A 24871-nucleotide genomic window follows, 5' to 3' on the forward strand; every position below is an offset into this window, starting at 1 on the left:
ACAGGGGCTCTTCATGACTATTTCTGTATTCCGTCGCACGTTGCTGGTTGGCACTTTGGGTCTGGCTCTCGGCGCCGGTTGGCTGGGCCAGGCGGTTGCCGGCGAGCAACTGGGCAACATCAAAAAGGCCGGCGAGATCAAAATCGGCCTGGAAGGCACCTACCCGCCGTTCAGCTTCGTCGATGAAAGCGGCAAGCTCAGCGGTTTCGAAGTCGAGCTGTCCGAAGCCCTGGCCAAAGAGCTGGGCGTGAAGGTCAAGCTCCAGGCCACACCATGGGACGGCATCCTCGCGGCCCTGGAATCCAAGCGCCTGGACGCCGTGGTCAACCAAGTCACCATCTCTGAAGAGCGCAAGAAGAAGTACGACTTCTCCACGCCCTACACCGTGTCCGGTATTCAGGCGCTGGTGCTGAAAAAGAACGTCGACACCATCAAGACCGCCGACGACCTGGCCGGCAAGAAAGTCGGGGTAGGCCTGGGCACCAACTACGAACAATGGCTCAAGGACAACCAACCCAAAGCCATTATCAAGACCTATAACGATGACCCGACCAAGTTCCAGGACCTGCGCATCGGCCGTATCGACGCCATCCTGATCGACCGCCTGGCTGCGCTGGAATATGCCAAGAAAGCCCCGGACACCGCCGCTGCCGGCGACGCCTTCTCCCGCCAGGAAGCCGGTATCGCCCTGCGCAAAGGCGAGCCCGAGCTGCTTGAAGCGGTGAACAAGGCCCTCGACAAGCTGCGCGCCGACGGCACCTTGAAGAAGCTGTCCGAGAAGTACTTCAACGCTGACGTCACTCAATAATGGAAGCAGGTTTCCAACTCGCACTGGACTCCGCGCCTTTTCTGCTCAAAGGCGCGTATTACACGGTGATTCTCAGCCTTGGCGGGATGTTTTTCGGCTTGCTGCTGGGCTTCGGCCTGGCCTTGATGCGGCTGTCGCGCTTCAAGCTGCTGAGCTGGACAGCCCGCGTCTACGTGTCGTTCTTTCGCGGCACGCCCTTGCTGGTACAGCTGTTCCTGATCTACTACGGCTTGCCGCAAGTGGGCATCGAGCTGGATCCGATCCCGGCCGCCATGATCGGCTTTTCGCTGAACATGGCCGCCTACGCCTGTGAAATCCTGCGGGCCGCCATCGCTTCCATCGAGCGTGGCCAGTGGGAGGCCGCCGCCAGTATCGGCATGACCCGTGCGCAGACTCTACGCCGGGCCATCCTGCCGCAGGCGATGCGCACCGCCCTGCCACCTTTGGGCAACAGCTTTATTTCGCTGGTCAAGGACACCGCGCTGGCCGCCACCATCCAGGTGCCAGAGCTGTTCCGCCAGGCGCAACTGGTGTCTGCGCGCACCTTCGAAATTTTCACCATGTATCTGTCCGCTGCCCTGATCTACTGGGTACTGGCCAGCATCCTGGCGCATTTCCAAAACCGCCTGGAAGACCGGGTCAACCGGCATGACCTGGAGTCTTGAAGCATGATCGTGGTTGAAAAACTGACCAAGCAATTCAACGGTCAGGTGGTACTCAACGGCATCGACCTGGAGGTCAAGGAAGGCGAAGTCGTCGCCATCATCGGCCCCAGCGGTTCCGGCAAGACCACCTTCCTGCGCTGCCTGAATTTTCTCGAAGAACCCACCAGCGGCCGCATCAAGGTGGGCGACATCCAGATCGACGGCAGCAAACCGCTCAACCAGCAACAAGGCCTGGTGCGGCGCCTGCGCCAGCACGTGGGTTTTGTGTTCCAGAACTTCAACCTGTTCCCCCACCGCACTGCGCTGGAAAACGTCATCGAAGGGCCGACGGTGGTCAAGAAGATGCCGCGTGAAGAGGCTATCGCCTTGGGGCGCAAGTTGCTGGCCAGGGTCGGCCTGGCGGGCAAGGAAGACGCCTACCCACGGCGTCTTTCCGGCGGCCAGCAACAGCGCGTGGCGATTGCCCGCGCGCTGGCCATGGAGCCGGAGGTGATCCTCTTCGACGAACCCACCTCGGCGCTGGACCCGGAGCTGGTCGGCGAAGTACTGGCAACCATCCGCAGCCTCGCCGAAGAAAACCGCACCATGGTCATCGTCACCCACGAAATGAGCTTTGCCCGCGATGTCGCCAACCGGGTGATCTTCTTCGACAAGGGTGTGATCGTGGAGCAAGGCGAAGCCAAGGCGTTGTTCGCCAACCCCAAGGAGGAACGCACCCGGCAGTTCCTGAGCAAATTCCTGGCCCACTGAGATCCACCAGCAGGCGCTGGCTTACCAACGAAAATCGTCAACGATAACGTGTTTAGCCGAATTAACCGTGTCGCCTGGACGTTCTTCGCTGGCAAGCCAGCTCCTACAGGAACGCCTCGTTCCACCGAGTAAATCTCCCCACCACTCCCCCCTTAAAATCCCCCGCCCAGTCAGACCCTTCTGAATCTGCGCCAACCCGCCGTTTAGCCTTTTGCCTCCATTGACGCTCCTTGGCCAACCCTCTTATCTAGCGTCCAGAGGATTGGATCCTATCCCGGCTATTCACCGAATCGTTCTTTTCGGACCCAGCGCGCACCCGCGCCAAGGGCCCGGAACGGTTGCTGCTGGCTGCATCAAGGAGATTACTTATGACACGCCCCCTGCTCACCGCCCCGACGCTGCCCCAGGCCCTTCGAAATGGCATCAACGCCCTGGCGGCCGCACACCTGCAGATCGATATCGAGCCCTACCCCGGCATGGATGAAGGCGATCTGATCGAGCTGTTCTGGAACAACTGCTTTGCGGCCTCACGGCGGGTGACCGCAGGCAAGGTCGGCCTGCCAACCCATCTGCGGGTGCCGGAAAGTTTTGTGCAGGATGGTCCCGCTGAAGTTCACTACCGGGTCATGCAAATCGGCCACACACCCGCCTGCTCGGCCAGGGCCCACGTGCGGGTAAAAACCAACTGTCCGGGAGGCCTGCCCTCCCCGCTTTGCAGCGACGAAAACCAGAACCTTTCCCCTGTAGGCCTGCCCGAGACCATCCGCCGCTACGGCGTCAACGGTCGCCAGGTACGACGTGGTATTCCGCTGACCATCGCGCCTTACCTGAATATGGCCACGGGCGATGCCATCACCCTGCGCTGGGGAGATGTACGCATGGACCTGCCCAAGATCCAGGCCAAAGGCGTCGGGGTGGTCGTGCAGGTGTGGGTGCCTTCGACGGTAATTGTCGAGGCAGGTGACGACAGCCGCCTGGAGGTGACGTACTGCATTCTCGATCGTGTCGGCAACAATTCGCGCTGGGCTCCGACCCGCACCTTACGCATTGCCGCCTGCGCGCCGAGCCAGCCGGTCGGGAGAGCGCGGATCTATCAACCGCGCCCCCTTGGCTGACCCTGCGAACCTGGGTAGCAGACCTTCTATGCATATTCCCAAAAGTTAGTTTATTTAAATATTTAACACGCTTAGGGTATATGCACCGGACCACCGGACATCTTTGATTTTTCTGTTTTCATTTCATTGAATGCGAGGTCGGTATGGTCAGAATTACCCCGGTGCATAACGCCAGGGCATTACGTGCAGCCAAGGAGCGGCACTGATGTCTAACTTGGCTCTAACACCCCCCCAGAATCATCTAGACGTTGCTCCCCTGCTGTTGCCGGCCACCGTGCTGCGCAACGATGCAGAGGCGCTGAAGGCTGCCCACGAGCTGGCCCAGGCCGCGCGCCTGCAAGCCGCCCAGCGTGACCAGCAACGTAAGCTGCCGTGGGCGCAGATCGAACAATTCACCCGCAGTGGGCTGGGCAGTATTTCCATTCCTCGCGAATACGGCGGCCCACAAGTCTCATTCGTGACCCTGGCCGAAGTCTTCGCGATCATCAGCGCGGCAGACCCGGCCCTCGGGCAGATCCCGCAGAACCATTTCGGCATCCTGCAGGTGTTGCAGGGCGCCGCCACCGGGCGCCAGAAAGAGCAGCTGTTCCAGAGCGTCCTCGACGGCTGGCGCATCGGCAATGGCGGCCCGGAGCGCGGCACCAAAAACACCCTGGAGCTCAAGACGCGCATCACTGCCCAAGGCGACGGCTACGTGATCAGCGGCCAGAAGTTCTATTCAACCGGCGCGCTGTTTGCCCACTGGGTGGCGGTGAAGGCGCTGAACGACGACGGCAAGCAGGTCATGGCGTTTGTGCGCCGTGGCACCGAAGGGCTGCGCATCGTGGATGACTGGTCGGGCTTCGGCCAACGCACCACCGCCAGCGGCACCGTGCTGCTGGACCGCGTGCCAGTGGAGGCCGATCTGGTCGTTGAAAACTGGCGTATCGGCGAAAGCCCGACTATCCAGGGCGCCGTTTCGCAACTGATCCAGGCCGCCATTGACGCCGGCATCGCCCGTGGCGCGCTGGATGACACCATCGCCTTTGTGCGTGAGCGTTCGCGCCCGTGGATCGACGCCAAGGTCGAGCGGGCCAGCGATGACCTCTACGTGATCGCCGATATCGGCAAGCTGAAGATCGAACTGCACGCCGCCGAAGCGCTGTTGCGCAAGGCCGGGCAAGTGCTGGACCAGGTCAGCGCCGCGCCGATCACCGCACAGTCCGCCGCGCGTGCGTCGATTGCCGTGGCCGAGGCGAAGGTGCTCACCACTGAAGTGTCGTTGCTGGTCAGCGAAAAGCTCTTCGAACTGGCCGGCAGCCGCGCCACCCTCGCGGAGTTCAACCTCGACCGTCACTGGCGCAACGCCCGGGTGCACACCCTGCACGACCCGGTGCGCTGGAAGTATCACGCCGTCGGTGCCTATCGCTTGAACGGCACGTTGCCGGCTCGCCATTCCTGGATTTAACCGACCAGACCTCTGGAGAAACTCATGACCCTTTCTCACCGTGTCGCGGTTATCACCAGCGACGAACAAGCCCTTATTGTCGCCAGCGACCTGGCCGAAGACTTGCGCCGCGACAGCGCCCAGCGCGACCGCGAACGCCGCCTGCCGCTGCCCGAGCTGGACGTGTTCTCGCGCTCCGGCCTGTGGGGCATCAGCGTGCCCAAGGCATACGGCGGTGCCGGTGTGTCCAACGTCACCCTGGCCAAGGTCATTGCCCTCATCGCCCAGGCTGATGCCTCCCTGGGCCAGATTCCGCAAAACCATTTCTACGCCCTCGAAGTGCTGCGCGTGAATGGCAGCCCTGAACAGCAACAACGCCTGTATGCCGAAGTGCTCGCTGGCCAGCGTTTCGGCAACGCCCTGGCGGAACTGGGCACCAAGACCGCCCACGACCGTGTTACGTCCATCACCCGCGACGGCGACGGCTTCCGCATCACCGGCCGCAAGTTCTACGCCACCGGCGCGATCTATGCCCAGCGCATCCCCACCTCGGTGGTGGATGAACACGGCATCCAGCAACTGGCCTTCGTGCCCCGCGACAGCGAGGGGCTGACGGTTATCGACGACTGGAGCGGCTTTGGCCAGCGCACCACCGGCAGCGGCTCGGTGGTGTTCGATAACGTGTGGGTTGCGGCGCAAGACGTAATCCCGTTCCAGAGTGCGTTTGAGCGCCCGACCACCGTCGGCCCGCTGGCGCAGATTCTCCACGCCGCCATCGACACCGGCATCGCCCGCGCGGCCTTTGAAGATGCGCTGCACTTTGTGCGCACCAAGACCCGCCCGTGGATCGATTCCGGCAACGACAAAGCCACCGAAGACCCGCTGACCCTGAAGAGCTTCGGCCACCTGAGCATTCGCCTGCACGCCGCTGAAGCCTTGTTGGATCGTTCGGGTGAATACCTCGACCGCGCCCAGGCCGACAGCAGCGCCGAGACCGTGGCCGCTGCGTCGATTGCCGTGGCCGAAGTGCGCGCCTTGAGCACCGAGATCTCCCTGGCCGCCGGCAGCACCCTGTTCGAACTGGCCGGCAGCCAGGCCACCCTCGCCGAGCACGGCCTCGACCGCCACTGGCGCAACGCCCGCGTGCACACCCTGCACGACCCGGTGCGCTGGAAGTACTTTGCGGTAGGCAATTACTACCTCAACGCTGAAAACCCGCCACTGCGGGGAACCATCTGATGGCGCTGCCTTTGAAAACGAGAAAAAAGATCCTGCTCAATGCCTTCAACATGAACTGCATCGGGCATATCAACCACGGCATGTGGACCCATCCACGGGACACGTCCACCCAATACAAAAGCATCGAGTACTGGACCGACCTGGCACAAACCCTGGAGCGCGGGCTGTTCGACGGTTTGTTCATCGCCGATATCGTCGGCGTGTATGACGTGTACCAGAACTCCATCGATGTGCCGCTCAAGGAGTCGATTCAACTGCCGGTCAACGACCCGCTGCTGCTGGTCTCGGCGATGGCCGCCGTGACCAACAACCTCGGCTTCGGCCTGACCGCCAACCTCACCTATGAGCCGCCGTATCTGTTCGCCCGGCGCATGTCCACGCTCGACCACCTGAGCCGTGGCCGGGTGGGCTGGAACATCGTCACCGGCTACCTCGACAGCGCCGCCAAGGCCATGGGCCTCACCGAACAGGTCGAGCATGACCGGCGCTACGACCAGGCCGATGAATACCTGGAGGTGCTCTACAAACTCTGGGAAGGCAGCTGGGAAGACGACGCGGTGCTCAACGATCCGCAGGCGCGGGTCTACGCGCAGCCGGGCAAGGTGCACAAGGTCGAGCACCATGGCGAGTTCTATCAGGTGGAGGGTTATCACCTGTGCGAGCCGTCGCCGCAGCGTACGCCGGTGCTGTTCCAGGCCGGCAGTTCGGACCGTGGCTTGGTGTTTGCCGGGCGCCATGCCGAGTGCGTGTTTATCAGCGGGCAGAACAAGGCCGCGACCAAAGTGCAGGTGGACAAGGTGCGCGCCAGCGCGGTCGAGGCCGGACGCAACCCGCAAGACATCAAGGTGTTCATGGGCCTCAACGTGATCGTCGGCGCCACCGAAGAACTGGCCTGGGCCAAGCATGCCGAGTACCTGAGCTATGCAAGTGCGGAGGCCGGCGTGGCGCACTTTTCGGCGTCCACCGCGATTGATTTTTCCCAATACGAACTCGACGAACCGATCCAGTACGTGAAGAGCAACGCGATCCAGTCGGCCACCAAGAACCTGCAAAACAACGACTGGACCCGGCGCAAATTGCTTGAGCAGCACGCCCTCGGCGGACGCTATATCACCCTGGTCGGCTCGCCCGAACAGGTCGCTGACGAGCTGGAATCCTGGATCAGCGAAACCGGGCTGGATGGCTTCAACCTGACGCGCATTGTCACGCCGGAAAGCTATGTGGACTTTATCGACCTGGTGGTGCCGGAGTTGCAGAAGCGGGGGTCGTACAAGACCGAATATGAGAGCGGCACGCTACGGGAAAAAGTCTTCCACGCCAGTGCTCGCCTACCTGAACAACACACCGGCTCGACCTACCGCCACTGATTGAAAAATGTGGGAGGGGGCTTGCTCCCGATAGCGGTGTATCAGTCACCACATTTGCCAACTGAACCACTGCTATCGGGAGCAAGCCCCCTCCCACATTGGATCTGCATTGTTTGTCCTAATACCTTATGACTGGAAACCCACTATGAAAAAGACATTCCTCAATAAGCCAGTCAAAGCACTGGCCGTGGCCTTCGGGTTGTTCAGCTCGGCGGTGTTCGCCGCCGATGCACCGTTGAAAATCGGCACCACTGCCGCCTTCGCGATTCCCCTGGAAGCCGCTGTCGCCGAAGCCGGCAAGCAAGGCCTGAACGTCGAGCTGGTGGAGTTCACCGACTGGATCGCGCCCAACGTCAGCCTGGCCGCCGGCGATATTGACGTGAACTACTTCCAGCACATCCCGTTCCTGGAAAACGCCAAGGCCGCCGCCGGTTTTGACCTGGTGCCGTACGCGCCGGGCATCATCAACAACGTCGGCCTGTACTCGAAGAAATACAAAAGCATCAACGACCTGCCCCAAGGCGCCAGCGTGGCAATTGCCAACGACCCGATCAACAGCGGTCGCGGCTTGCAACTGCTGGCCAAGGCCGGCTTGATCACCCTCAAGCCGGGCGTGGGCTACAAGGCCACCGAAGAAGACATCGTCACCAACCCGAAGAAGATCAAGATCCTGCAAGTCGAAGCTGTGCAGCTGGTGCGCGCCTATGACGATGCCGACCTGGTGCAGGGCTACCCGGCGTACATCCGCCTGTCCAAGACCTTCGATGCCGAGTCGGCGCTGCTGTTCGACGGCCTCGACCACCCGGAATACGTGATCCAGTTCGTGATCCAGCCCAAGAGCAAAACCGACCCGCGCGTGATCAAGTTCGTCGACATCTACCAGCACTCGCCAGTGGTGCGCGCGGCGTTGGATAAATCCCTCGGCAAGTTGTACCAAGTCGGTTGGGACGATAAAAAATGACCGCCGCCCACTTTCAACTACGCGACCTGGGTTCTCCACCCAGGGACGCCGAGCAGACAGAACTGCACCCGGACCTGAACCGCGCGCACGTGCGTTTTATAAACCTGGGCAAAACCTACGACGGCGGCGTGCATGCCTTGCAAGGCATCGACCTGGCGATCCAGCGCGGTGAAGTGTTCGGCATTATCGGCCGCAGCGGCGCCGGCAAATCGTCGCTGATCCGCACCATCAACCGCCTGGAACAACCCAGCAGCGGGCGCGTGTTGATCGATCAGGTCGACATCGGCGACTTCGACGAAGACCACCTGGTGGCGCTGCGTCGGCGTATCGGCATGATCTTCCAGCACTTCAACCTGATGTCGGCCAAGACCGTGTGGCAGAACGTCGAATTGCCGCTGAAAGTCGCCGGCGTGCCCAAGCCCCAGCGTGAGCAAAAAGTGCGCGAGTTGCTGGAATTGGTCGGCTTGCAGGACAAGCACAAGGCCTACCCGGCGCAGCTGTCCGGCGGGCAGAAACAGCGCGTGGGCATTGCCCGTTCGCTGGTGCACGACCCGCAGATCCTGCTGTGCGACGAAGCCACCTCGGCCCTTGACCCGGAGACCACCCAATCGATCCTCGGCCTGCTGCGCGAGATCAACCGGCGCCTGGGCCTGACCATCGTCTTGATCACCCATGAGATGGCGGTGATCCGCGACATCTGCGACCGCGTGGTGGTGCTCGAACACGGGCGCATCGTCGAACAAGGCCCGGTGTGGCAAGTGTTCGGCAACCCGCAACATGAAGTCAGCAAGACCCTGCTGGCGCCGCTGCAACATGGGCTGCCGGAAGAACTGCAAAACCGTTTGCACACCCAGCCTGAATCACCGCACGCCGCCGTGGTGCTGCGCTTGCAGTTCACCGGCAGTGCCAGCGATGAACCGGACCTGGCCGCGCTGTTCAGCGCCCTCGGCGGGCGCGTGCGTCTGCTGCAGGGCGGTGTCGAACGGATCCAGGGGCATGCCTTGGGGCAACTGCTGCTGGCGGTGAACGGCTCACCCCATAACACCGAGGAACTGCGCAACCGCGCCGCGAACTGGGCACAACAGGTGGAGGTGCTGGGCTATGTGGTTTGATCGTTTAGTGCAGGGTGCCATCGACACCTTGTTGATGGTCGGCGTGTCATCGTTGATCGCCTTGCTGGTGGGGATTCCGCTGGCGGTGTTTCTGGTGACCAGCGACAAGGCCGGCATCTACCAGGCACCGGCGCTGAACCGGGTGCTGGGGGCATTCGTCAATCTGTTCCGCTCGATTCCGTTTTTGATCCTGATGGTGGCGCTGATCCCCTTCACGCGGCTGATCGTCGGCACCACCTACGGCGTGTGGGCGGCGGTTGTGCCGCTGACCATCGCCGCCACGCCGTTCTTCGCGCGCATTGCCGAGGTGAGTCTGCGCGAGGTCGACCACGGCCTGATTGAAGCCGCCCAGGCCATGGGGTGCCGGCGCTGGCACATCATCTGGCATGTTCTGCTGCCCGAAGCGCTGCCGGGGATTGTCGGCGGGTTCACCATCACCCTGGTGACCATGATCAACTCGTCCGCCATGGCCGGGGCCATTGGTGCGGGTGGCTTGGGCGACATTGCCTATCGCTACGGCTACCAGCGCTTTGATACGCAGATCATGCTCACGGTGATTGTGCTGCTGGTGATCCTGGTGGCGGTGATCCAGTTGGGTGGCGATCGGTTGGCGCGGGTGCTGAACAAGCGCTGAAAGCTGGGGCTGCTGCGCAGCCCAACGCGGGGCAAGCCCGCTCGCCACAAGGTATAGTCGGGTCATCTCAACACCCGGTATTGCCCACCATGCCCCTCAAGCCCGACGACCTCGACCAGATCACGTCCACCACCCTCGGCCACTACAACAAGGTGGCCGAGGACTTCCGTGAAGGCACCCGCGATCACGATGTGAGCCAGAACATCGACGCGCTGCTGCGGCATATCCAATGCACTGCGCCCTTTACCGTGCTGGACTTCGGCTGCGGGCCGGGGCGGGATTTGCAGACCTTTACGCGCATGGGGCATATCGCCGTCGGCCTGGACGGCTCCGAGCGGTTTGCGCAGATGGCGCGCGAAGACAGCGGCTGTGAGGTGTTGCAGCAGGACTTCCTCAAGCTGGATTTACCGGCTGAACGCTTTGACGGGATCTTTGCCAATGCGGTGCTGTTTCATATCCCCAAGCAGGAACTGCCGCGTGTGCTCAAACAACTGCATGGGGCGTTGAAGCCCGGCGGTGTGCTGTTCAGTTCCAATCCACGGGGTCAGAACCAGGAAGGCTGGAATGGGCCGCGCTATGGCGCTTATCACGACTTGGAGGCGTGGCAAACACTGCTCACCGCCGCCGGCTTTGTGGAGTTGGAGCATTACTACCGGCCGGCGGGATTGCCTCGAGAGCAGCAGCCTTGGTTGGCCAGTGTCTGGCGCAAACCTTAGAAGCAACGCATTCCAAATGTGGGAGGGGGCTTGCTCCCGATAGCAGTGAATCAGTTGGAACATCTTTGACTGACCCACCGCCATCGGGAGCAAGCCCCCTCCCACATTTTTAACCGTGTTCTTCCTGTTGGGGTTCGCGGATCTTGTACCAGGCCACATACAGCGCCGGCAGGAACAACAGCGTCAGCAAGGTGGCGATGATGATGCCGCCAATCATCGCGTAGGCCATCGGCCCCCAGAACACTTCCCGAGCAATCGGGATCATGCCCAGGCTCGCCGCAGCCGCCGTGAGCAGGATCGGCCGACGCCGGTGCTCGGTGGCTTCCACCACCGCGTCCCACGGCGTGTAGCCGGCCACTTCATATTCGTGGATCTGCGTCACCAGGATCACCGAGTTACGGATGATGATGCCGATCAGCGCCAGGATACCGAGGATCGCCACAAAGCCCATGGGCGTGCCCGTGGGGATCAACGCCAGCACCACGCCGATCAGCCCCAGCGGCGCGACACTGGCCACCAGGAACATCTTCTGCACGCTGTGCAGTTGGATCATCAGGAAGGTCGCCATGAGGAACAGCATCAGCGGCACCACGCTGGCAATCGGGCCCTGAGCCTTGCCGCTTTCTTCCACGGTGCCGCCCGTGGCGACCTTGTAACCCACCGGCAGGCCGGCGCTGAATGCGTCGATCTCCGGCTTGAGCTGCTTGACCAGGTCGGTCGGCTGCATCTCATCGCGCACCGACGCTTTAATGGTGATCGTCGGCTTGCGGTCGCGACGCCACACCAGCGGCTGTTCCAGTTCATAGCGCACGGTGGCGAAGGCCAGCAGCGGGATCGAGGTGCCGTTGGGCGTGACGATCTGCAGGTTCTGCAAGGTTTCCGGCGTACCGCGCTCGGCGTCCTCGGCACGGCCGACCACGTTGATCAGGTAGATGTCGTCGTGCACCTGGGTTACCGACGCACCACTGACCACGCTGTTCATCAACTGCGCCACGTCTTCGGATGACAGCCCGAGCTGGCGCGCCTTGTCCTGGGCAATGTCGATGCGCAGCACTTTGCCCGGCTCGTTCCAGTCGTAGATGATCTCGCCCAGGTGGGTGTTTTTATCCAGCAGGGTCGCCAGTTCGATGGCGTGCTTGCGCACCTGGTCGGTGTCTTTACCGGACACGCGATACTGGATCGGACGCCCCACCGGCGGGCCCATTTCCAGCGGTTGCACAAAACTGCCGATCCCCACGAAGTCGTCACGCAGGCGCTTTTGCAGGCGCGCAATCAAGGCACCGCGCTCTTCCAGGCCTTTGCTGACGATCACCAACTGCGCGTAGTAGGGGTTTTCCAGTTGCTGGTCGAGGGGCAGGTAGAAACGGATCGCACCCTGGCCGATATAGGTGCTCCAGCGCGTAATGTCCGGGTCGTCCTTGATGATCGCTTCCAGACGGTCGACCGTCTTGCGCGTCTCGTTGATCGAGGCGTTTTGCGGCAGGTTGAGGTCGACGAGAATTTCCGGGCGGTCCGACGACGGGAAGAACTGGTTCTGCACAAACTGCATGGAGAACACCGACGCCACGAACAGGCCCACGGTGATGCCGATGGCCCACCAACGGTTGCGCATGGCCCACAGCATGCCGCCATTGAACGCGCGGCCGATGCGCCCCGGCTCGGCGCTGTGGGGTTTCACCTTGGCACTGAGGATATGCACGCCGATCACCGGCGCAAACAATACCGCCACCACCCATGACACCAGCATCGCCACGGCAATCACCGCGAACAGGGTGAAGGTGTACTCCCCCGCCGAACTGGCGTTGAGGCCAATCGGCACGAAACCGGCGACGGTCACCAAGGTACCGGTGAGCATCGGGAATGCCGTGGAGGTGTAGGCATAGGTGGCCGCCTGCTCCTTGGTTTCGCCTTTTTCCAGACGTGTGATCATCATCTCCACGGTGATCATCGCGTCGTCCACCAACAGGCCGAGGGCGATGATCAACGCACCCAGCGACACGCGCTGCATGGTGATGCCGCTGTATTCCATGAACACGAACACCAGCGCCAGCACCAGTGGAATCGAGCACGCCACCACCAGCCCGGCGCGCATGCCGAGGCTGATAAAGCTCACCACCAGCACGATGATCACCGCTTCGAACAGCGCGCTGGTAAAGCCGCCGACCGCCTCTTCCACCACTTCGGCCTGGTCGGAGACCTTATGCACACCGACGCCCACCGGCAGGTCGGCGGTCAGTTCGTCCATGCGCGTGTGCAGTGCCTTGCCGAACGACTGGATGTTGCCGCCCTTCTGCATGGCGATGGCCAAGCCAATCGCCGGCTTGCCGTTGAAGCGGAACATCGGTCGCGCAGGGTCAACATAGCCACGGCTGATCTCGGCGATATCGGCCAGGCGATAGAAGCGGTCATTGAGGCGCAGGTTGACGTTGGCCAGGTCTTTTTCCGAGGCGAACTGCCCCGAAGTACGCACCGAGATGCGCTCCGGCCCGGCCTCGATCACCCCGGCGGGGGTCACCGCGTTCTGCGATTGCAGGCTTTGCACCACCTGGCGCTGGTCAATGCCCAGGGCCGCCAGTTTGCGCGTGGAGAAATTCAGGTAAATCACTTCGTCCTGCTGGCCGATCATCTCGACCTTGCCCAGCCCCGGCACCGAACGGATCTCGGCGCGCACCTGCTCCACGTAGTCGCGCAACTGGCGCATCGACAGGCCGTCGCCGGTAAAGGCATACACCGAGCCGAACACATCGCCGAATTCGTCGTTGAACGACGGCCCCTGCAAGCCCTGGGGGAAGGTGCCGCGAATGTCGTCGATCTTCTTGCGGACCTGGTACCAGATCTCCGGAATCGCCTTGGCGCTGGTGGTGTCCTTGAGGAACACGAACACCGTGGATTCACCCGGTCGCGTGTAGCTTTTCACGTAGTCGAGGGAGTCGAGTTCCTCGAGCTTTTTCTCGATGCGGTCGGTGACCTGCCTGAGGGTTTCTTCCTGGGTCGCGCCCGGCCAGCGGGTCTGGATCACCATGGTCTTGATGGTGAACGAGGGGTCTTCCTCGCGGCCCAGGTTCATGTAGGAGAACACGCCCATCAGCAACGCGACGAACATCAGGTACCAGACGAAGGACTGATGCTTGAGGGCCCACTCGGATAAGTTGAAGCTGCCTTTCATCGCGGGCTGTCCTCGTCGATTTTGACTTTCTGCCCGGGCTTCAGGCTGTTCACGCCGGCGGTAACGATACGTTCGCCGGGTTTGACGCCGCCGTTGAGCAAGGCGCTGTCAGCGTCACGGCTAAGCACCGTGATGTCGCGCGGTTGTACGGTCTGGCTTTGGGTATCGAGCAACCAGATGCGGGTCTTGCCGTCGACTTCCTGCAAGGCGCTCAGGGGCAACTCGATGCGTGGGGCGATGGCCGAACTCAAGGTCACGCTGACCGCCGTGCCAAGGCGGAACGCGGGCGGCGTTTCGGCCAGGGTCAGGCGCGCGCGACGGGTGCGCGTGGCGCTTTGGGCCTGGGGTTCGATCTCGCGCACGGTGGCGGTGGTGTTGACGCTGGGGTCGAGTTGCCCGGCGACCAGGAACACCCCATCCGGAGGCAGGCGCTCGGCGAGGCCGGCGGGCAGGTCGATGACCGCCTCCTTGATGTCCGGGCGCGCCAGGGTCACCACTTGCTGACCGGCGCTGACCACCTGGCCGGCCTCGGCATTCCAGGCGGTGACGATGCCGGCGTGGTCGGTGCGCAGTTCGGCGTAGTTGAGCTGGTCTTTGGCTTGATTGACCGAAGCCCGGGCCTGGTCGAGAGAGGCCTGGGTGGTTTTCAGGTCGGTCTGGGCCACATCCAGTTGGGCCTGGGCGCCGACACCACGGTTGAACAGCTCCTGCTGGCGACGGGCATTGGCCTGGGCATTGATGAACTGCGCCTGCACGCGCGCCAAATCGCCTTGGGCGGCGCGCAACTGGTTCTGTTGGTCGGTAGGGTCGAGCACGGCGAGCAAGGCGCCCTTCTCCACTTCGGCGCCCACATCCACGGCACGCCGGGCGATGCGACCGGGGACGCGGAAGCCCAGGTTGCTTTCGTAGCGCGCCTGGATGGTGCCGGCGAAGCGGCCGAGGGTTTCCTGGTCTTCGGACTTCACCTCCATGGACAGCACCGGGCGCACGGGCTCGGGCGCCGGTTCTTCCTTGGAGCAGGCCATCAGCAACAGGCTGGCGGCGAGTACAACCGTCAGGTGCTTCATGGCTGGGCTCCTGGCTGGGCGATCTCGACCAGCATGCCGGGGTGCAGCAATTGCCCACCGGCCACCACGACTTTTTCGCCGCCTTTAAGGCCCTCGGCAATAATCACTTTGCCCGTGAGGTAACGCGCCACCGTGACCTTGTGCAGTTGCGCCTTGCCCTCGCCGTCCACCAGCCATACGGCGGGCTCGCTGAGGTCTTTGGTCAACGCCGACCAGGGCAGCTCGATGCTCGATTTGGCCGGGCCATTGGCGGTGGCGCTGACCACCGAACCAAGCCGCATGCCTTCGGGCAACGATTGCAGGGCGATCTTCACTTGCACCGTGCCGGTATTGGCGGCCACGGCCGGTGTGACTTCACGCACTTTACCCACGGCCTTGATGCTCGGGTTATCCAGCAGGCTGACGGTGATCGGCGCATCGGGCGGCGGCTCAACCAGCAGTGACTCATAAACGTTGAACACCGCATCGCGCTCGCCATCGGTGGCCAGGCTGAAAATCGGCACGGTGGCCTGTACCACCTGACCGACTTCGGCCTGGCGCGCAGTGATCACTCCCGGCGCATCCGCAATCAGCGCGGTATAGCCGAGTTGTTCACGGGCGTTGGCCAACTGCGCCTGCGCGGCGGCCAGGGCACTTTGGCTGCTGCGCAGCGCGGCCTGGGCGGAATCGTATTCGCTGCGGCTGGTGTAGCCCTTGGGCAGGAGTTTTTCCTGGCGCACAAACGCGGCGGAGGTTTGCTTGACCCGCGCCTGTTCGGCCACGACCTGGGCCTGGGCGGAATCGACGTTGGTCTGCAAATCCTTGGGATCAAGCTTGGCCAGCACTTGCCTGGCGGTCACGCGGTCACCCACATCCACCATGCGCTGGATGATCTTGCCGCCGACGCGGAAGGACAAGTCGGTCTGCACGCGCGCCTGCACATCCCCGGTCAGTGTGACGGCCGCGGCGAAATCCGCGGGTTGCACGGTTTGCACAAATACTCGGGAATGCTGCTTGGGTTCGGCGTTTTCCTGGCCGCAAGCGCTCAGCAACACCACTAAACCCAAACCGACGATACAGGTAGAAATACGACCGCCCATGCAGACTCCTTGTGCGCGATGCGATGTGCCAGTGTGTATGCGACTGTGAGCTTAGATCAGGGTTCCCAAGCCGGCGCGACCTGTGAGTTCTAACAGTAGACAGCCCTCGACAACCCTCGTAAACATTGACCCCGGTCTTGCTGCACGGTCATTCGCGCGTGCTGCAGTGCAAGCAAATCACGCCCCCTGTACTGAGGTAGACCCAATGAGCAGCCAAGATAAAAAAATGCTTCCACCCCTGCAGATTACCGAAGCCACGCCGCCGACGCCGCCTTCCGACCACTATGAACTGTCCTTGAAGAATGTCCCCGACCAAGGAGCGACGGTCATCATCCAGCCGACCGATATAGGTACGAGCAAGGACCGTCTCCAGATCTTCATCAGCCGGCGGCCGGTGGTGGATATCGAATTCAACAACAACCCACCGCAGCAAATTCGCACACATATTCCCCGAGCTGTATTGCTGCAACACCTGGGCGTCCATCCCATCCATTACATGATTCGAATCGGCCAAGGAAATGGCGAGATGGGCGCCTCGGAAAACTATCGGATTACCCATTGAACAGGGGCAGGCTCATCTTCCGTCTCGACAGGGCCAACGTCGCGTAGCACGAGCGTGGGGGTAGAAACCGTAACATTCAGCCCCGATTCGCGGGTTTGCCAGGTGACAGCTATGGTTGGGGGGTCTGTTTTCGAGGGAATGAACAATGAACAAAGCGAAACCGATTGATCCGCAGGAGCTGGTGAAATGGTTGGTGGCGTTGCGCAGGGCGATTAACAGCCGAGCGCTCTAAAACCACTAACAATCCAAAGTGAGATGAAGATCAATTGTGGGAGGGGGCTTGCTCCCGATAGCGGTGGTTTAGTCAGTACATCTTTGACTGACACACCGCTATCGGGAGCAAGCCCCCTCCCACATTTCGATTGCATTCCAAATTCCAGGCATAAAAAAACGCCGACGCTCTACAAGCCGTCGGCGTTGAAACCTTGAAGGAGGTTTTGAGTTACATCAGAACGCCGGCACGACTGCACCGTTGTACTTCTTCTCGATGAAGGCTTTGACTTCCGGGCTGGTCAGGGCCTTGGACAGTTTCTGGATAGCGTCGCTGTCCTTGTTGTCCGGACGAGCCACCAGGAAGTTCACGTAAGGCGAGTCGGCACTTTCGATGATCAGCGCGTCCTTGGCCGGGTTAAGACCCGCTTCCAGCGCGTAGTTGGTGTTGATCATATCCAGGTCAACCTGGTCCAGCACACGTGGCAGCAGGGCCGATTCCAGCTCTTTGAACTTCAGGTTCTTCGGGTTGCTGGCGATGTCTTTCGGCGTGGCCAGGGCGTTGGTCGGGTCTTTCAGGGTAATCACACCGGCTTTCTGCAGCAGCAACAGGGCGCGGCCGCTGTTGGAGCCTTCGTTCGGGATGGCCACGGTGGCGCCATCCTTGAGCTCGGAAATATTCTTGATCTTTTTCGAGTAACCGCCGAAGGGCTCAACGTGCACGCCAACCACGGTGACCAGGTTGGTGCCCTTGCCCTTGTTGAAGTTTTCCAGGTACGGCAGGGTCTGGAAGTAGTTGGCGTCCAGGCGCTTCTCGGCGACCTGCACGTTTGGCTGGACGTAGTCGGTGAAGACTTTGATTTCCAGGTCCACGCCTTCTTTTTTCAGGGCTGGCTTGACCAGTTCGAGGATCTCGGCGTGCGGGACCGGGGTCGCGGCAACCACCAGTTTCTCGTTGGCCTGGGCGAAGCTTGCGGTCAGGGCAGCCGCCAGTGCGGTAAACAACAGAACCTTTTTCATGCAGTGTCCTTATTGGAATTGCGGGGCGTCTCTGACGACCGTTTTTTATGTGGTGTGCCAGCGAAGTGCTATCGCGGCGTGGAAGGGACAATACCTATATTTTTTATTCCCGAACAATATCTTTTATTCACGTTGATATTCCATTTTGCTCATGTAGAGGCTTGTTCACGTAGAAAGCTGCGCAAGGTTTCCCGCTCAGCCAGGCTGGCATTGGCGAAGATGCGCTGTACTTGCTCCAAAGGCGACCCTGCCACTGGCAGGTTCAGATGCTCGGGCAGAATTTCGTCGCCGCTGCTCACCAGCAAGGCGAAGTGAATGACGTTCTCCAGCTCGCGGGTATTACCCGGCCAGCTGTGGTGTTCCAGTACGCGCTGGGCGGCGTCGCTGATCAACGGCACCGGCAGCTCCAGGCGCTGGCTGTAGATACCGAGGAAGTATTCGGCCAACGACAGGATATCGCCCACCCGCTCACGCAACGCCGGCAGGTCCAACTGGCCCTCGCTGAGGTAATGGAACAGCCGCTCATGAAACTTGCCGGCGGCCACGGCCTGGGCCAGGTCGATGCTGGTGGCGGCCACCAGGCGCACGTCCACCGGGCTCGGCTGGTGGGCGCCAACGCGGGTGACTTCATGGTTTTCCAGGGCCGCCAGCAGTTTCACCTGGATCGGCAGCGGCAAGTCGCCGATCTCATCCAGGTACAAGGTGCCGCCATTCGCCGAGCCAAACCACCCGGCCCGGCTGCTGGCCGCGCCACTGTGGGTGCCGGCGGCGTAGCCGAACAACTCGGCGTCGGCGTAGGTTGGGCTGATGGCGCCGCAATTGACCGAGACAAACAAACCGGAGCGGTCGCTGCCCCGGTGAATATGCCGCGCCAGCAACTCTTTACCGCTGCCGGTCTCGCCCCGAATCAATACAGGCAAGGCGCGCGGGGCGAGATTTTCCAAGTCTTCGCGCAGTTGCCGCGAGCGTGGGTCAACAAACACCAACGCCTTGGCGCGGATGCTCAGCGGGCTTTTTTCGGCGTCGGGAAAGGTCAGCAGTGGCTGACCGAAGGTTTCATGCAGACTCATGGCAGGCTCCCGCCCCCAATCCACTCAGGGACGGGGCGTTGAAAAAATATCAGGCGGTGCGCCGGGCGTGATGCTCGAGGCGGCTTTGCAGGCGATACAGGTAGGCGAACCCCTGCTCCCAGCGCTGGTGACCGGACTTCACATTGATATGCCCGGCCCCCGACAGGATGCCGGCTTCGGCCCCCCAGTGACGCGCCAGCTCCAGGGCCCGGGGGGCGCTGACGGCGCTGTCGTTATCGGAACTGACCACCTGGCTGGGAAACGGCAGCAGGTCGGTCGGGATCGGCGCAAAGTTGCGCAGCGCAGGCGAGCACGCCGGACGTTCGACGTCCGCAGGAGCCACCAGCAAGGCCCCGCGCACCTGCCGCAGGAACTGCACGGGTGCAGTGGCAGCCCAATGGGCCACGGTGATGCAGCCCAGGCTATGGGCGATCAGAATCACCGGGGTGCTGTCGGCGGCGATCGCCTCGGCCAGCGCGGCTACCCAGTCTTCGCGGCGCGGCGTCAGCCAATCGGCCTGCTCCACACGCGCGCTGTTGGGCAGGCTGTTCTGCCAATGAGTTTGCCAATGATCTTCTGGCGATCCTTGCCAGCCAGGCACGATCAGGTAACGAATCGACTCGCTGTGCATGGGTGTGCCCTCCTGCAGCGTTTGACGTTGCAGGACAGTATAGGGACGAGGGTTATATTCGTTAAGGAATAAGAAGCTATTTATTAATAACCAAAAAATCAAGCCTGCATGAGGTTCAAATGTGGGAGGGGGCTTGCTCCCGATGGCGGTGGGTCAGCTGACAAACAGGCCAACTGACACTCCGCCATCGGGAGCAAGCCCCCTCCCACATTCCACATTCCACATTCCACATTGGGAATTGGCGGCGTGGCTTGAATTCCAGGCAAAAAAAGGCCTCACCCTGCCAAGGAGACGGCCAAAAACTTGTCGAGGCTTTTGCCACTAACGTGCGGTAATCACCGACAGCTTGGTAATGCCCGCGCTCGATAGACGCCATGGCTCGCGCCACTTCGCCGTAGTTCACTCCATCGTCAGCTTGCAAAAGCGCTTCGGGGTTTGCTGCGTTCGCAATTGCCCCAACGGCGCGCGGTGCGGCCGCCCAAGGTCGACCAACTCACCACTCGGTACTTGGCGCCGAGGTGGTTTTTTTTGATGCTTTTCAGGCATACAAAATATTCAGTTAAGGCATGGCTCAACGGGGCTGTTTGCGCACAAATCGAACAGTTCAGCCTGTAAGCACTGCCCTGCGGCACTCAGGCCATGACGGGCATACAACGCCAGACGCACGCCTTGCACCACGGGCAAACCACTGTCCGGCCCCAGTTCCACATGCCCTGGCTGCACTACCCGTCGCGGCAACAGACTCACACCCAATCCCGCCGCCACCGCCGAACACACGCTGGCCAGGCTCGCGCTGGAATACCCGATACGCCAGCGCCAGCCGTCCACTTCCAGGTGTTGCAGCATTTCATTGCGGTACAGGCCGCCCACCGGGAATGCCACCAACGGCAGAGGGTCGCGCCCCAGGCACGGCATGCTGCGGCTGTCTACCCAACACAGCGGCTCGGGCCACGACGCCAGGCAGTCATCGCTGCTGCCCATCTGCTTTACCAGCAACACGTCGAATTCACCACCGCGGTATTGACGCTGCAACTCGGGCCCCAGGCCGCTGGTAACCTCCAGGCGCACCCGTGGATAGGCGAGCACAAATGCCGACAGCAACGGCATCAGGCGCTCGGCGGCAAAGTCTTCCGGCACCCCCAGGCGCAATACGCCGTCGCTCTGTTGGTTGATCAACACATCGGTGGCTTCTTCATGCAGCGCGAGGATGCGCCGCGCATAGGCCAGCAAGCGTTCGCCCTCGGCGGTGGCGACCACGCGGCGCTGGTCGCGGTCCAGCAACTGGCACGCCACCGCCTCTTCCAGGCGGCGGATCTGCTGGCTCACGGTGGACTGGGTCAAGTGCAGGCGCTCGGCGGCGCGGGTGAAATTGCCGCAGTCCACCACGGCGACAAAGCTGCGCAACAACACGGGATCGAACATCAGCGTCACCATTCTCTTTGCCACTGGTTGGCATGGTTATATTTAATTTCAGAATACCTTTGGTGCTGGCCATACTCACGCCTCATTTACCGCCTGCAAGAGCGTTGCATGACCCTGAATAAATCCCTCGCCGGCTGGGGCCTGCTGGTGGTGCTCGGCCTGAACCTGCGGCCGATCCTCAGTTCCATCAGCCCGTTGCTCGGCGAGATTCGCCAGGCCACCGGCCTGAGTTTCCAGAGCAGCGCCCTGCTGACCAGCCTGCCGGTGGTGTGCATGGGGCTGGTGGCGCTGGTGGGCGTGCGCGTGGAAGCCCGTCTGGGCGAGCGGCGCGGCATCGCCCTGGGCTTGATGATGATCCTGCTGGCGTGCCTGGCGCGCTGGTTGATGGGCCAGGCGTCGGCGCTGCTGGTCACGGCGTTGCTCGGCGGCGCGGGTGTGGCGCTGATCCAGGCCTTGGTGCCGGCGATGATCAAGCGCGAATTCCGTCATCGCGTGCCGGTGGCGATGGGTGTGTACTCAGCCTCGCTGATGGCCGGCGGCGGGCTGGCAGCGCTGCTCAGCCCGCTGGTGGCCACGCATTTCCAGGAGTGGCAGGCGGGGTTGGGGGTGTGGCTGCTGCCGGCGCTGGGCGCCTTGCTGCTGTGGGCCTGGCTGCCCCTGGGCGCGGCCAGAAATCCACAGGTGGTGCCGGCCTTCAAGGACCTGCGCAATCGCCGCGCCTGGTTGCTGGCGCTGTATTTCGGCCTGGTCAATTGCGGCTACATGAGCCTGGTGGCGTGGTTGCCGGCCTACTATCAGCAACTGGGCTGGGGTGTGTTGCCCAGTGGTTCGCTGCTGGCGTTCATGACCATTTTCCAGGTGATCGCCGCGCTGTTGATGCCGGTGCTGGCGCAACGCGGTATCGACCGTCGGCCGCTGCTGGGCATTGCCCTGCTGGCCCAGACCGTGGGTTACCTCGGCCTGATCGTCGCGCCGCAGGCGTCTGCGCACCTATGGGTGGCGTTGTGTGGCTTCGGCTTGGGCGCGTGTTTCGCCTTGAGCCTGCTGCTGACCCTCGACCATCACCGCGACCCACGCCAAGCAGGGCAACTGGCGGCCTTTGTGCAAGGCGTGGGTTTCTTGATCAACGCGGTGTCGCCGTGGATGACCGGCTGGTTGCGCGAGCTGACCGGCAACTTTGTCAGCGCCTGGGTGGTGCTGACGGTCACGGCGGTGGCGATGCTGGTGGTGACGCGAGTGTTCAGCCCGGCCACGTACCGGACTGCGCCTGCTCTATAGACATGCATTTAAGATCTACATAAACCAACAATGCTTCGTTGACGAAATAAGTAACCCTCTTAAAATCCCGGTTCTCCCACAGGATGCCGGGCACACCACGGACCTTCGCCAACTGCCCTACTTCCTCGCGTTTAACGAACACCGCAGCTTCGTGCGCGCGGGCGACGCCATCGGACTGGGGGCTGAAGAGGCCTTCGTCGAGGCATTCGCCCTGGGCGAGTTGCAGGTGTTGCACTGGCGCAACCTGCCCCACGCCCTCGACAGCTTGAACGACTGCTGTGGTGTGATCAGCCGCGCTGGGGTGCGCTTGTCGCCTGCGGCGAAAGCGTTGATCGAGACGCTGCTGGCGGTGGAAAGCCAAGCCGATTGGCCCGCGCAAACGTACCGAAATCATTGAAGCGCACGCCCATCTCCGCCATGACCTTATGCGCCACCTTGGCCGTCATCTGGCGGATGTAGAACGGCTCCTTCACCACAAAATGGTGAATCCCGTGGGTGCTGCCGAAGTTGAAGCAGAACGCCTGCAACGGCCACATCCACCACGGGTTCAATACTTGGGTTTGCTGGATCACATTGCCCGGTTCCACGTCGCCGTAGTAATGCATGTTGGAGCTGACAAAGTGCAGGCAAAAGGTGCGCAGCACGTTGGGGCCGATGATCACCACGGCGGCGATGTCGATCACGTGCATCATCTGCAAGGTGCCGGTGGACCAGTCGATCGGCGTGCCCAGCAGGCTGGCGATACCGTTGGCGGCATGGAAGCCGAGAAAGAGGTACCACGCGCCCCAATGCAGCAGCGCCAGCGGTGCGTAGACCAGCAGCGAGCGCTTGAGGATCTTGAGTTTGTGGCCCCAGGTCTTGGCGCGCAGCATGCGGATAAACGCCGACATCACGTTATCGCCCACCATCAGCAACCGCGCGAAGCCCCAGGGCTCGCCGTTGGTGATCGCACGCTCCTCCATATCGGTCTCGGTGCCGGAGACCTTGTGGTGATTGAGGTGCAGGTGGCGACGGATCCACGGGTTGATGGTGCTCGGCCGCGCCAGCCACACCAGGCCCATCATCAGGTTGTGCGGCACGCGCTGTTTGCGAAAGTACATGCTGTGGATCAGGTCGTGTTCCAGCTCGTGGGTCAGTGAGGCGAGGAACGCATTGAGCAGCAGGCAGGCCCACCAGGCCATGTGACCGCTGATATAGAGCGCCGCCGAGCCGATCATGCCCACCAGCGCAAAGGCCAGAATGCCCGCGCCCAGGGCGTCCTGATGCTGCAACCACGGGTGCTGCCGGCGCAAGCGCACGCCTTCGGCGAGCACCACCTCGCGGATATGCGCCGAACGCTGTTGCGCGTTCATCTGCTGGGGACTTGCAGAAGTACCGTCCATGCTCCCATCCTCTTATTCATTGATGGTTACATCCTGCACCAGGGCTTCTTGCAGGACGCTAGCCCCACACGCCAACCTGTTGACCGCAAGCGCCAATCGCCATGACCGAACCGACTTCCCTCGCCAGCTGGACCCGCGCCCTGCGCAAGCAGCTCGATGCCCTGGGCCTCGACAGCGCCGCGCTGTGCGCCCAGGCCGGGCTCGATCCGCAGCAGATGGACGACCCCAACGCGCGTTACCCGCTGTCGGCCACCACGCGTTTGTGGGAACTGGCGGTGCAGGCCAGCGGCGATCCGGCAATCGGGTTGCGGGTGTCGCGGTTTGTCAGCCCGACCACCTTTCATGCGCTGGGTTATGCGCTGGTGGCGAGTGGCAGCCTGCGCGAGGTGTTCGAGCGCATCGTGCGGTATCACCAGGTGGTCAGCGATGCCCTGACCCTGGAACTCAGCGGCGATGGCGAGCGCTACCGCTTTCGCCTGCTGCAACCGCCGGGCAGCCCGGCGCCGGCGCTGGAAGCCATCGATGCGTTTGCCGCGATCTATGTGCGCACGTGCCGCAACCGCCTGGGCCGCGACTATGCGCCGCTGGCGGTTTACCTGCGGCGCCCGCAACCTGCCGACCCCAAGCCCTGGCACGCGGTGTTCCGCGCACCGGTGTTTTTCGGCGCCGAAGAAGACCGCCTTGAATTCGCCGCCAGCGATTTCGACAGCCACCTGGACGACGCCAACCCGGAACTGGCCGAACACAACGAAACCGTGCTCAAACGCACCCTGGCCCAACTGCAACCGCTGACCTGGGAACGCAAGGTGCGCGCGGCCATCGAGGCGCAACTGCCCGATGGCGAGCCGAGTGCCGAGCGGATTGCCCAGGCGCTGCACTTGAGTTTGCGCAGTTTGCAGCGGCATCTGGCGGATGAGGGGTGTCGGTTTGATGCGTTGCTCAATGAGTGCCGGGAGAATCTGGCGTTGTTGCATCTGCGTGATCCACAGTGCTCGTTGGCGGAGATCAGTCACCTGTTGGGGTTTGCTGATACCAGCAGCTTTAACCGGGCGTTCAAGCGCTGGACGGGGATGACGCCGGGGCAGTTTCGGGATGGGTTGCGGTAGGGGGATTTGTGGGGAGGCTGAAGGCCTCATCGGGAGCAAGCCCCCTCCCACATTTGAAATGCGTTCTCCTGTGGGAGGGGGCTTG

Annotated in this window: 23 protein-coding genes and 2 pseudogenes; 15 read left to right on the forward strand and 10 right to left on the reverse strand. The window is 62.2% G+C overall.

The window, feature by feature from the left end; genetic code table 11:
• Positions 1-13: 13 nt before the first annotated feature.
• The 11 genes from tcyJ (at position 14) to M2397_RS24390 (ending at position 10793) form a co-directional block, all read left to right on the forward strand.
• Positions 14-808, forward strand: a complete 795-nt coding sequence (gene tcyJ / locus M2397_RS24340) for a cystine ABC transporter substrate-binding protein (RefSeq protein ID WP_108573701.1) — start codon at positions 14-16, stop codon at positions 806-808.
• Complete coding sequence (tcyL, locus tag M2397_RS24345; RefSeq protein ID WP_032884921.1) at positions 808-1473, forward strand: cystine ABC transporter permease; 666 nt, start codon at positions 808-810, stop codon at positions 1471-1473. The genes tcyJ and tcyL overlap by 1 nt, the downstream gene beginning before the upstream one ends.
• 3 nt (positions 1474-1476) lie before the next feature.
• Positions 1477-2223 carry an L-cystine ABC transporter ATP-binding protein TcyN gene (gene tcyN / locus M2397_RS24350; protein WP_053140245.1) on the forward strand — a complete coding sequence of 249 codons (747 nt, stop codon included), beginning with the start codon at positions 1477-1479 and terminating at the stop codon, positions 2221-2223.
• Positions 2224-2591: 368 nt separating this feature from the next.
• The gene (locus tag M2397_RS24355) at positions 2592-3338 is read left to right on the forward strand and encodes a hypothetical protein (RefSeq protein ID WP_259244622.1); all 747 of its coding nucleotides are present in this window, start codon (positions 2592-2594) and stop codon (positions 3336-3338) included.
• Positions 3339-3543: 205 nt separating this feature from the next.
• Entirely contained in the window at positions 3544-4785 is a 1242-nt protein-coding gene (locus tag M2397_RS24360; RefSeq protein ID WP_259244623.1) for an SfnB family sulfur acquisition oxidoreductase, read from the forward strand.
• 24 nt (positions 4786-4809) lie between these two features.
• Positions 4810-6003, forward strand: a complete 1194-nt coding sequence (locus tag M2397_RS24365; protein ID WP_259244624.1) for an SfnB family sulfur acquisition oxidoreductase — start codon at positions 4810-4812, stop codon at positions 6001-6003.
• On the forward strand, positions 6003-7370 hold the full coding sequence (locus M2397_RS24370; protein ID WP_259244625.1) for an LLM class flavin-dependent oxidoreductase: 1368 nt from the start codon (positions 6003-6005) through the stop codon (positions 7368-7370). The genes M2397_RS24365 and M2397_RS24370 overlap by 1 nt, the downstream gene beginning before the upstream one ends.
• 145 nt (positions 7371-7515) lie before the next feature.
• The gene (locus tag M2397_RS24375; protein ID WP_259244626.1) at positions 7516-8331 is read left to right on the forward strand and encodes a MetQ/NlpA family ABC transporter substrate-binding protein; all 816 of its coding nucleotides are present in this window, start codon (positions 7516-7518) and stop codon (positions 8329-8331) included.
• The gene (locus M2397_RS24380; RefSeq protein ID WP_259244627.1) at positions 8328-9443 is read left to right on the forward strand and encodes a methionine ABC transporter ATP-binding protein; all 1116 of its coding nucleotides are present in this window, start codon (positions 8328-8330) and stop codon (positions 9441-9443) included. Before M2397_RS24375 ends, M2397_RS24380 begins: the two co-directional genes overlap by 4 nt.
• Positions 9433-10077 carry a methionine ABC transporter permease gene (locus M2397_RS24385; RefSeq protein WP_145335773.1) on the forward strand — a complete coding sequence of 215 codons (645 nt, stop codon included), beginning with the start codon at positions 9433-9435 and terminating at the stop codon, positions 10075-10077. Before M2397_RS24380 ends, M2397_RS24385 begins: the two co-directional genes overlap by 11 nt.
• Before the next feature lie 89 nt (positions 10078-10166).
• On the forward strand, positions 10167-10793 hold the full coding sequence (locus tag M2397_RS24390) for a bifunctional 2-polyprenyl-6-hydroxyphenol methylase/3-demethylubiquinol 3-O-methyltransferase UbiG (RefSeq protein ID WP_259244628.1): 627 nt from the start codon (positions 10167-10169) through the stop codon (positions 10791-10793).
• A 109-nt stretch (positions 10794-10902) separates the two neighbouring features.
• On the opposite strand, the gene M2397_RS24395 is transcribed toward M2397_RS24390, so the two are convergent.
• From M2397_RS24395 to M2397_RS24405, 3 genes are read right to left on the reverse strand one after another with little or no spacing between them, the layout of a single operon-like run.
• Positions 10903-13959, reverse strand: coding sequence for an efflux RND transporter permease subunit (locus M2397_RS24395; RefSeq protein WP_131696993.1), 3057 nt, complete (start codon positions 13957-13959; stop codon positions 10903-10905).
• On the reverse strand, positions 13956-15026 hold the full coding sequence (locus M2397_RS24400) for an efflux RND transporter periplasmic adaptor subunit (protein WP_131696994.1): 1071 nt from the start codon (positions 15024-15026) through the stop codon (positions 13956-13958). Before M2397_RS24400 ends, M2397_RS24395 begins: the two co-directional genes overlap by 4 nt.
• Positions 15023-16105, reverse strand: a complete 1083-nt coding sequence (locus tag M2397_RS24405; protein ID WP_259244629.1) for an efflux RND transporter periplasmic adaptor subunit — start codon at positions 16103-16105, stop codon at positions 15023-15025. The genes M2397_RS24400 and M2397_RS24405 overlap by 4 nt, the downstream gene beginning before the upstream one ends.
• Before the next feature lie 205 nt (positions 16106-16310).
• Between M2397_RS24405 and M2397_RS24410 the strand changes: the two genes are divergently transcribed.
• Positions 16311-16667, forward strand: a complete 357-nt coding sequence (locus M2397_RS24410; protein ID WP_131696996.1) for a hypothetical protein — start codon at positions 16311-16313, stop codon at positions 16665-16667.
• 447 nt (positions 16668-17114) lie between these two features.
• Here M2397_RS24410 and M2397_RS24415 read toward each other — a convergent pair whose 3' ends face one another.
• From M2397_RS24415 to M2397_RS24435, 5 genes and pseudogenes are all read right to left on the reverse strand, one after another.
• Positions 17115-17897, reverse strand: coding sequence for a MetQ/NlpA family ABC transporter substrate-binding protein (locus tag M2397_RS24415; RefSeq protein ID WP_145335766.1), 783 nt, complete (start codon positions 17895-17897; stop codon positions 17115-17117).
• A 149-nt stretch (positions 17898-18046) separates the two neighbouring features.
• Positions 18047-18967 carry a sigma 54-interacting transcriptional regulator gene (locus M2397_RS24420; protein WP_259244630.1) on the reverse strand — a complete coding sequence of 307 codons (921 nt, stop codon included), beginning with the start codon at positions 18965-18967 and terminating at the stop codon, positions 18047-18049.
• 49 nt (positions 18968-19016) lie between these two features.
• A complete protein-coding gene (locus M2397_RS24425) occupies positions 19017-19598 on the reverse strand; it encodes an alpha/beta hydrolase (RefSeq protein WP_131696999.1) in 582 nt (193 codons plus the stop codon).
• A 321-nt stretch (positions 19599-19919) separates the two neighbouring features.
• Positions 19920-20022: pseudogene (locus M2397_RS24430) on the reverse strand (biopolymer transporter ExbD); the annotation flags it as partial.
• Between the two features lie 131 nt (positions 20023-20153).
• A complete protein-coding gene (locus M2397_RS24435) occupies positions 20154-21020 on the reverse strand; it encodes a LysR family transcriptional regulator (RefSeq protein WP_259244631.1) in 867 nt (288 codons plus the stop codon).
• 108 nt (positions 21021-21128) lie between these two features.
• Here M2397_RS24435 and M2397_RS24440 point away from each other — a divergent pair, with 108 nt between their 5' ends.
• Complete coding sequence (locus M2397_RS24440; RefSeq protein ID WP_131697001.1) at positions 21129-22298, forward strand: CynX/NimT family MFS transporter; 1170 nt, start codon at positions 21129-21131, stop codon at positions 22296-22298.
• On the opposite strand, the gene M2397_RS24445 is transcribed toward M2397_RS24440, so the two are convergent.
• Positions 22261-22533 carry a hypothetical protein gene (locus tag M2397_RS24445; protein WP_259244646.1) on the reverse strand — a complete coding sequence of 91 codons (273 nt, stop codon included), beginning with the start codon at positions 22531-22533 and terminating at the stop codon, positions 22261-22263. The genes M2397_RS24440 and M2397_RS24445 overlap by 38 nt on opposite strands.
• Between M2397_RS24445 and M2397_RS24450 the strand changes: the two are divergent.
• Positions 22450-22695, forward strand: a pseudogene (locus tag M2397_RS24450) (LysR family transcriptional regulator); the annotation flags it as partial. The gene M2397_RS24445 and the pseudogene M2397_RS24450 overlap by 84 nt on opposite strands.
• Here the strand turns inward: M2397_RS24450 and M2397_RS24455 are convergent.
• On the reverse strand, positions 22586-23680 hold the full coding sequence (locus M2397_RS24455; protein ID WP_259244632.1) for a fatty acid desaturase: 1095 nt from the start codon (positions 23678-23680) through the stop codon (positions 22586-22588). The pseudogene M2397_RS24450 and the gene M2397_RS24455 sit on opposite strands and share 110 nt — an antisense overlap.
• A gap of 101 nt (positions 23681-23781) precedes the next feature.
• Between M2397_RS24455 and M2397_RS24460 the strand changes: the two genes are divergently transcribed.
• On the forward strand, positions 23782-24786 hold the full coding sequence (locus M2397_RS24460; protein WP_259244633.1) for an AraC family transcriptional regulator: 1005 nt from the start codon (positions 23782-23784) through the stop codon (positions 24784-24786).
• Positions 24787-24871 lie beyond the last annotated feature (85 nt).

The sequence above is a fragment of the Pseudomonas sp. BIGb0381 genome (assembly GCF_024809815.1).
Lineage (GTDB): Bacteria > Pseudomonadota > Gammaproteobacteria > Pseudomonadales > Pseudomonadaceae > Aquipseudomonas.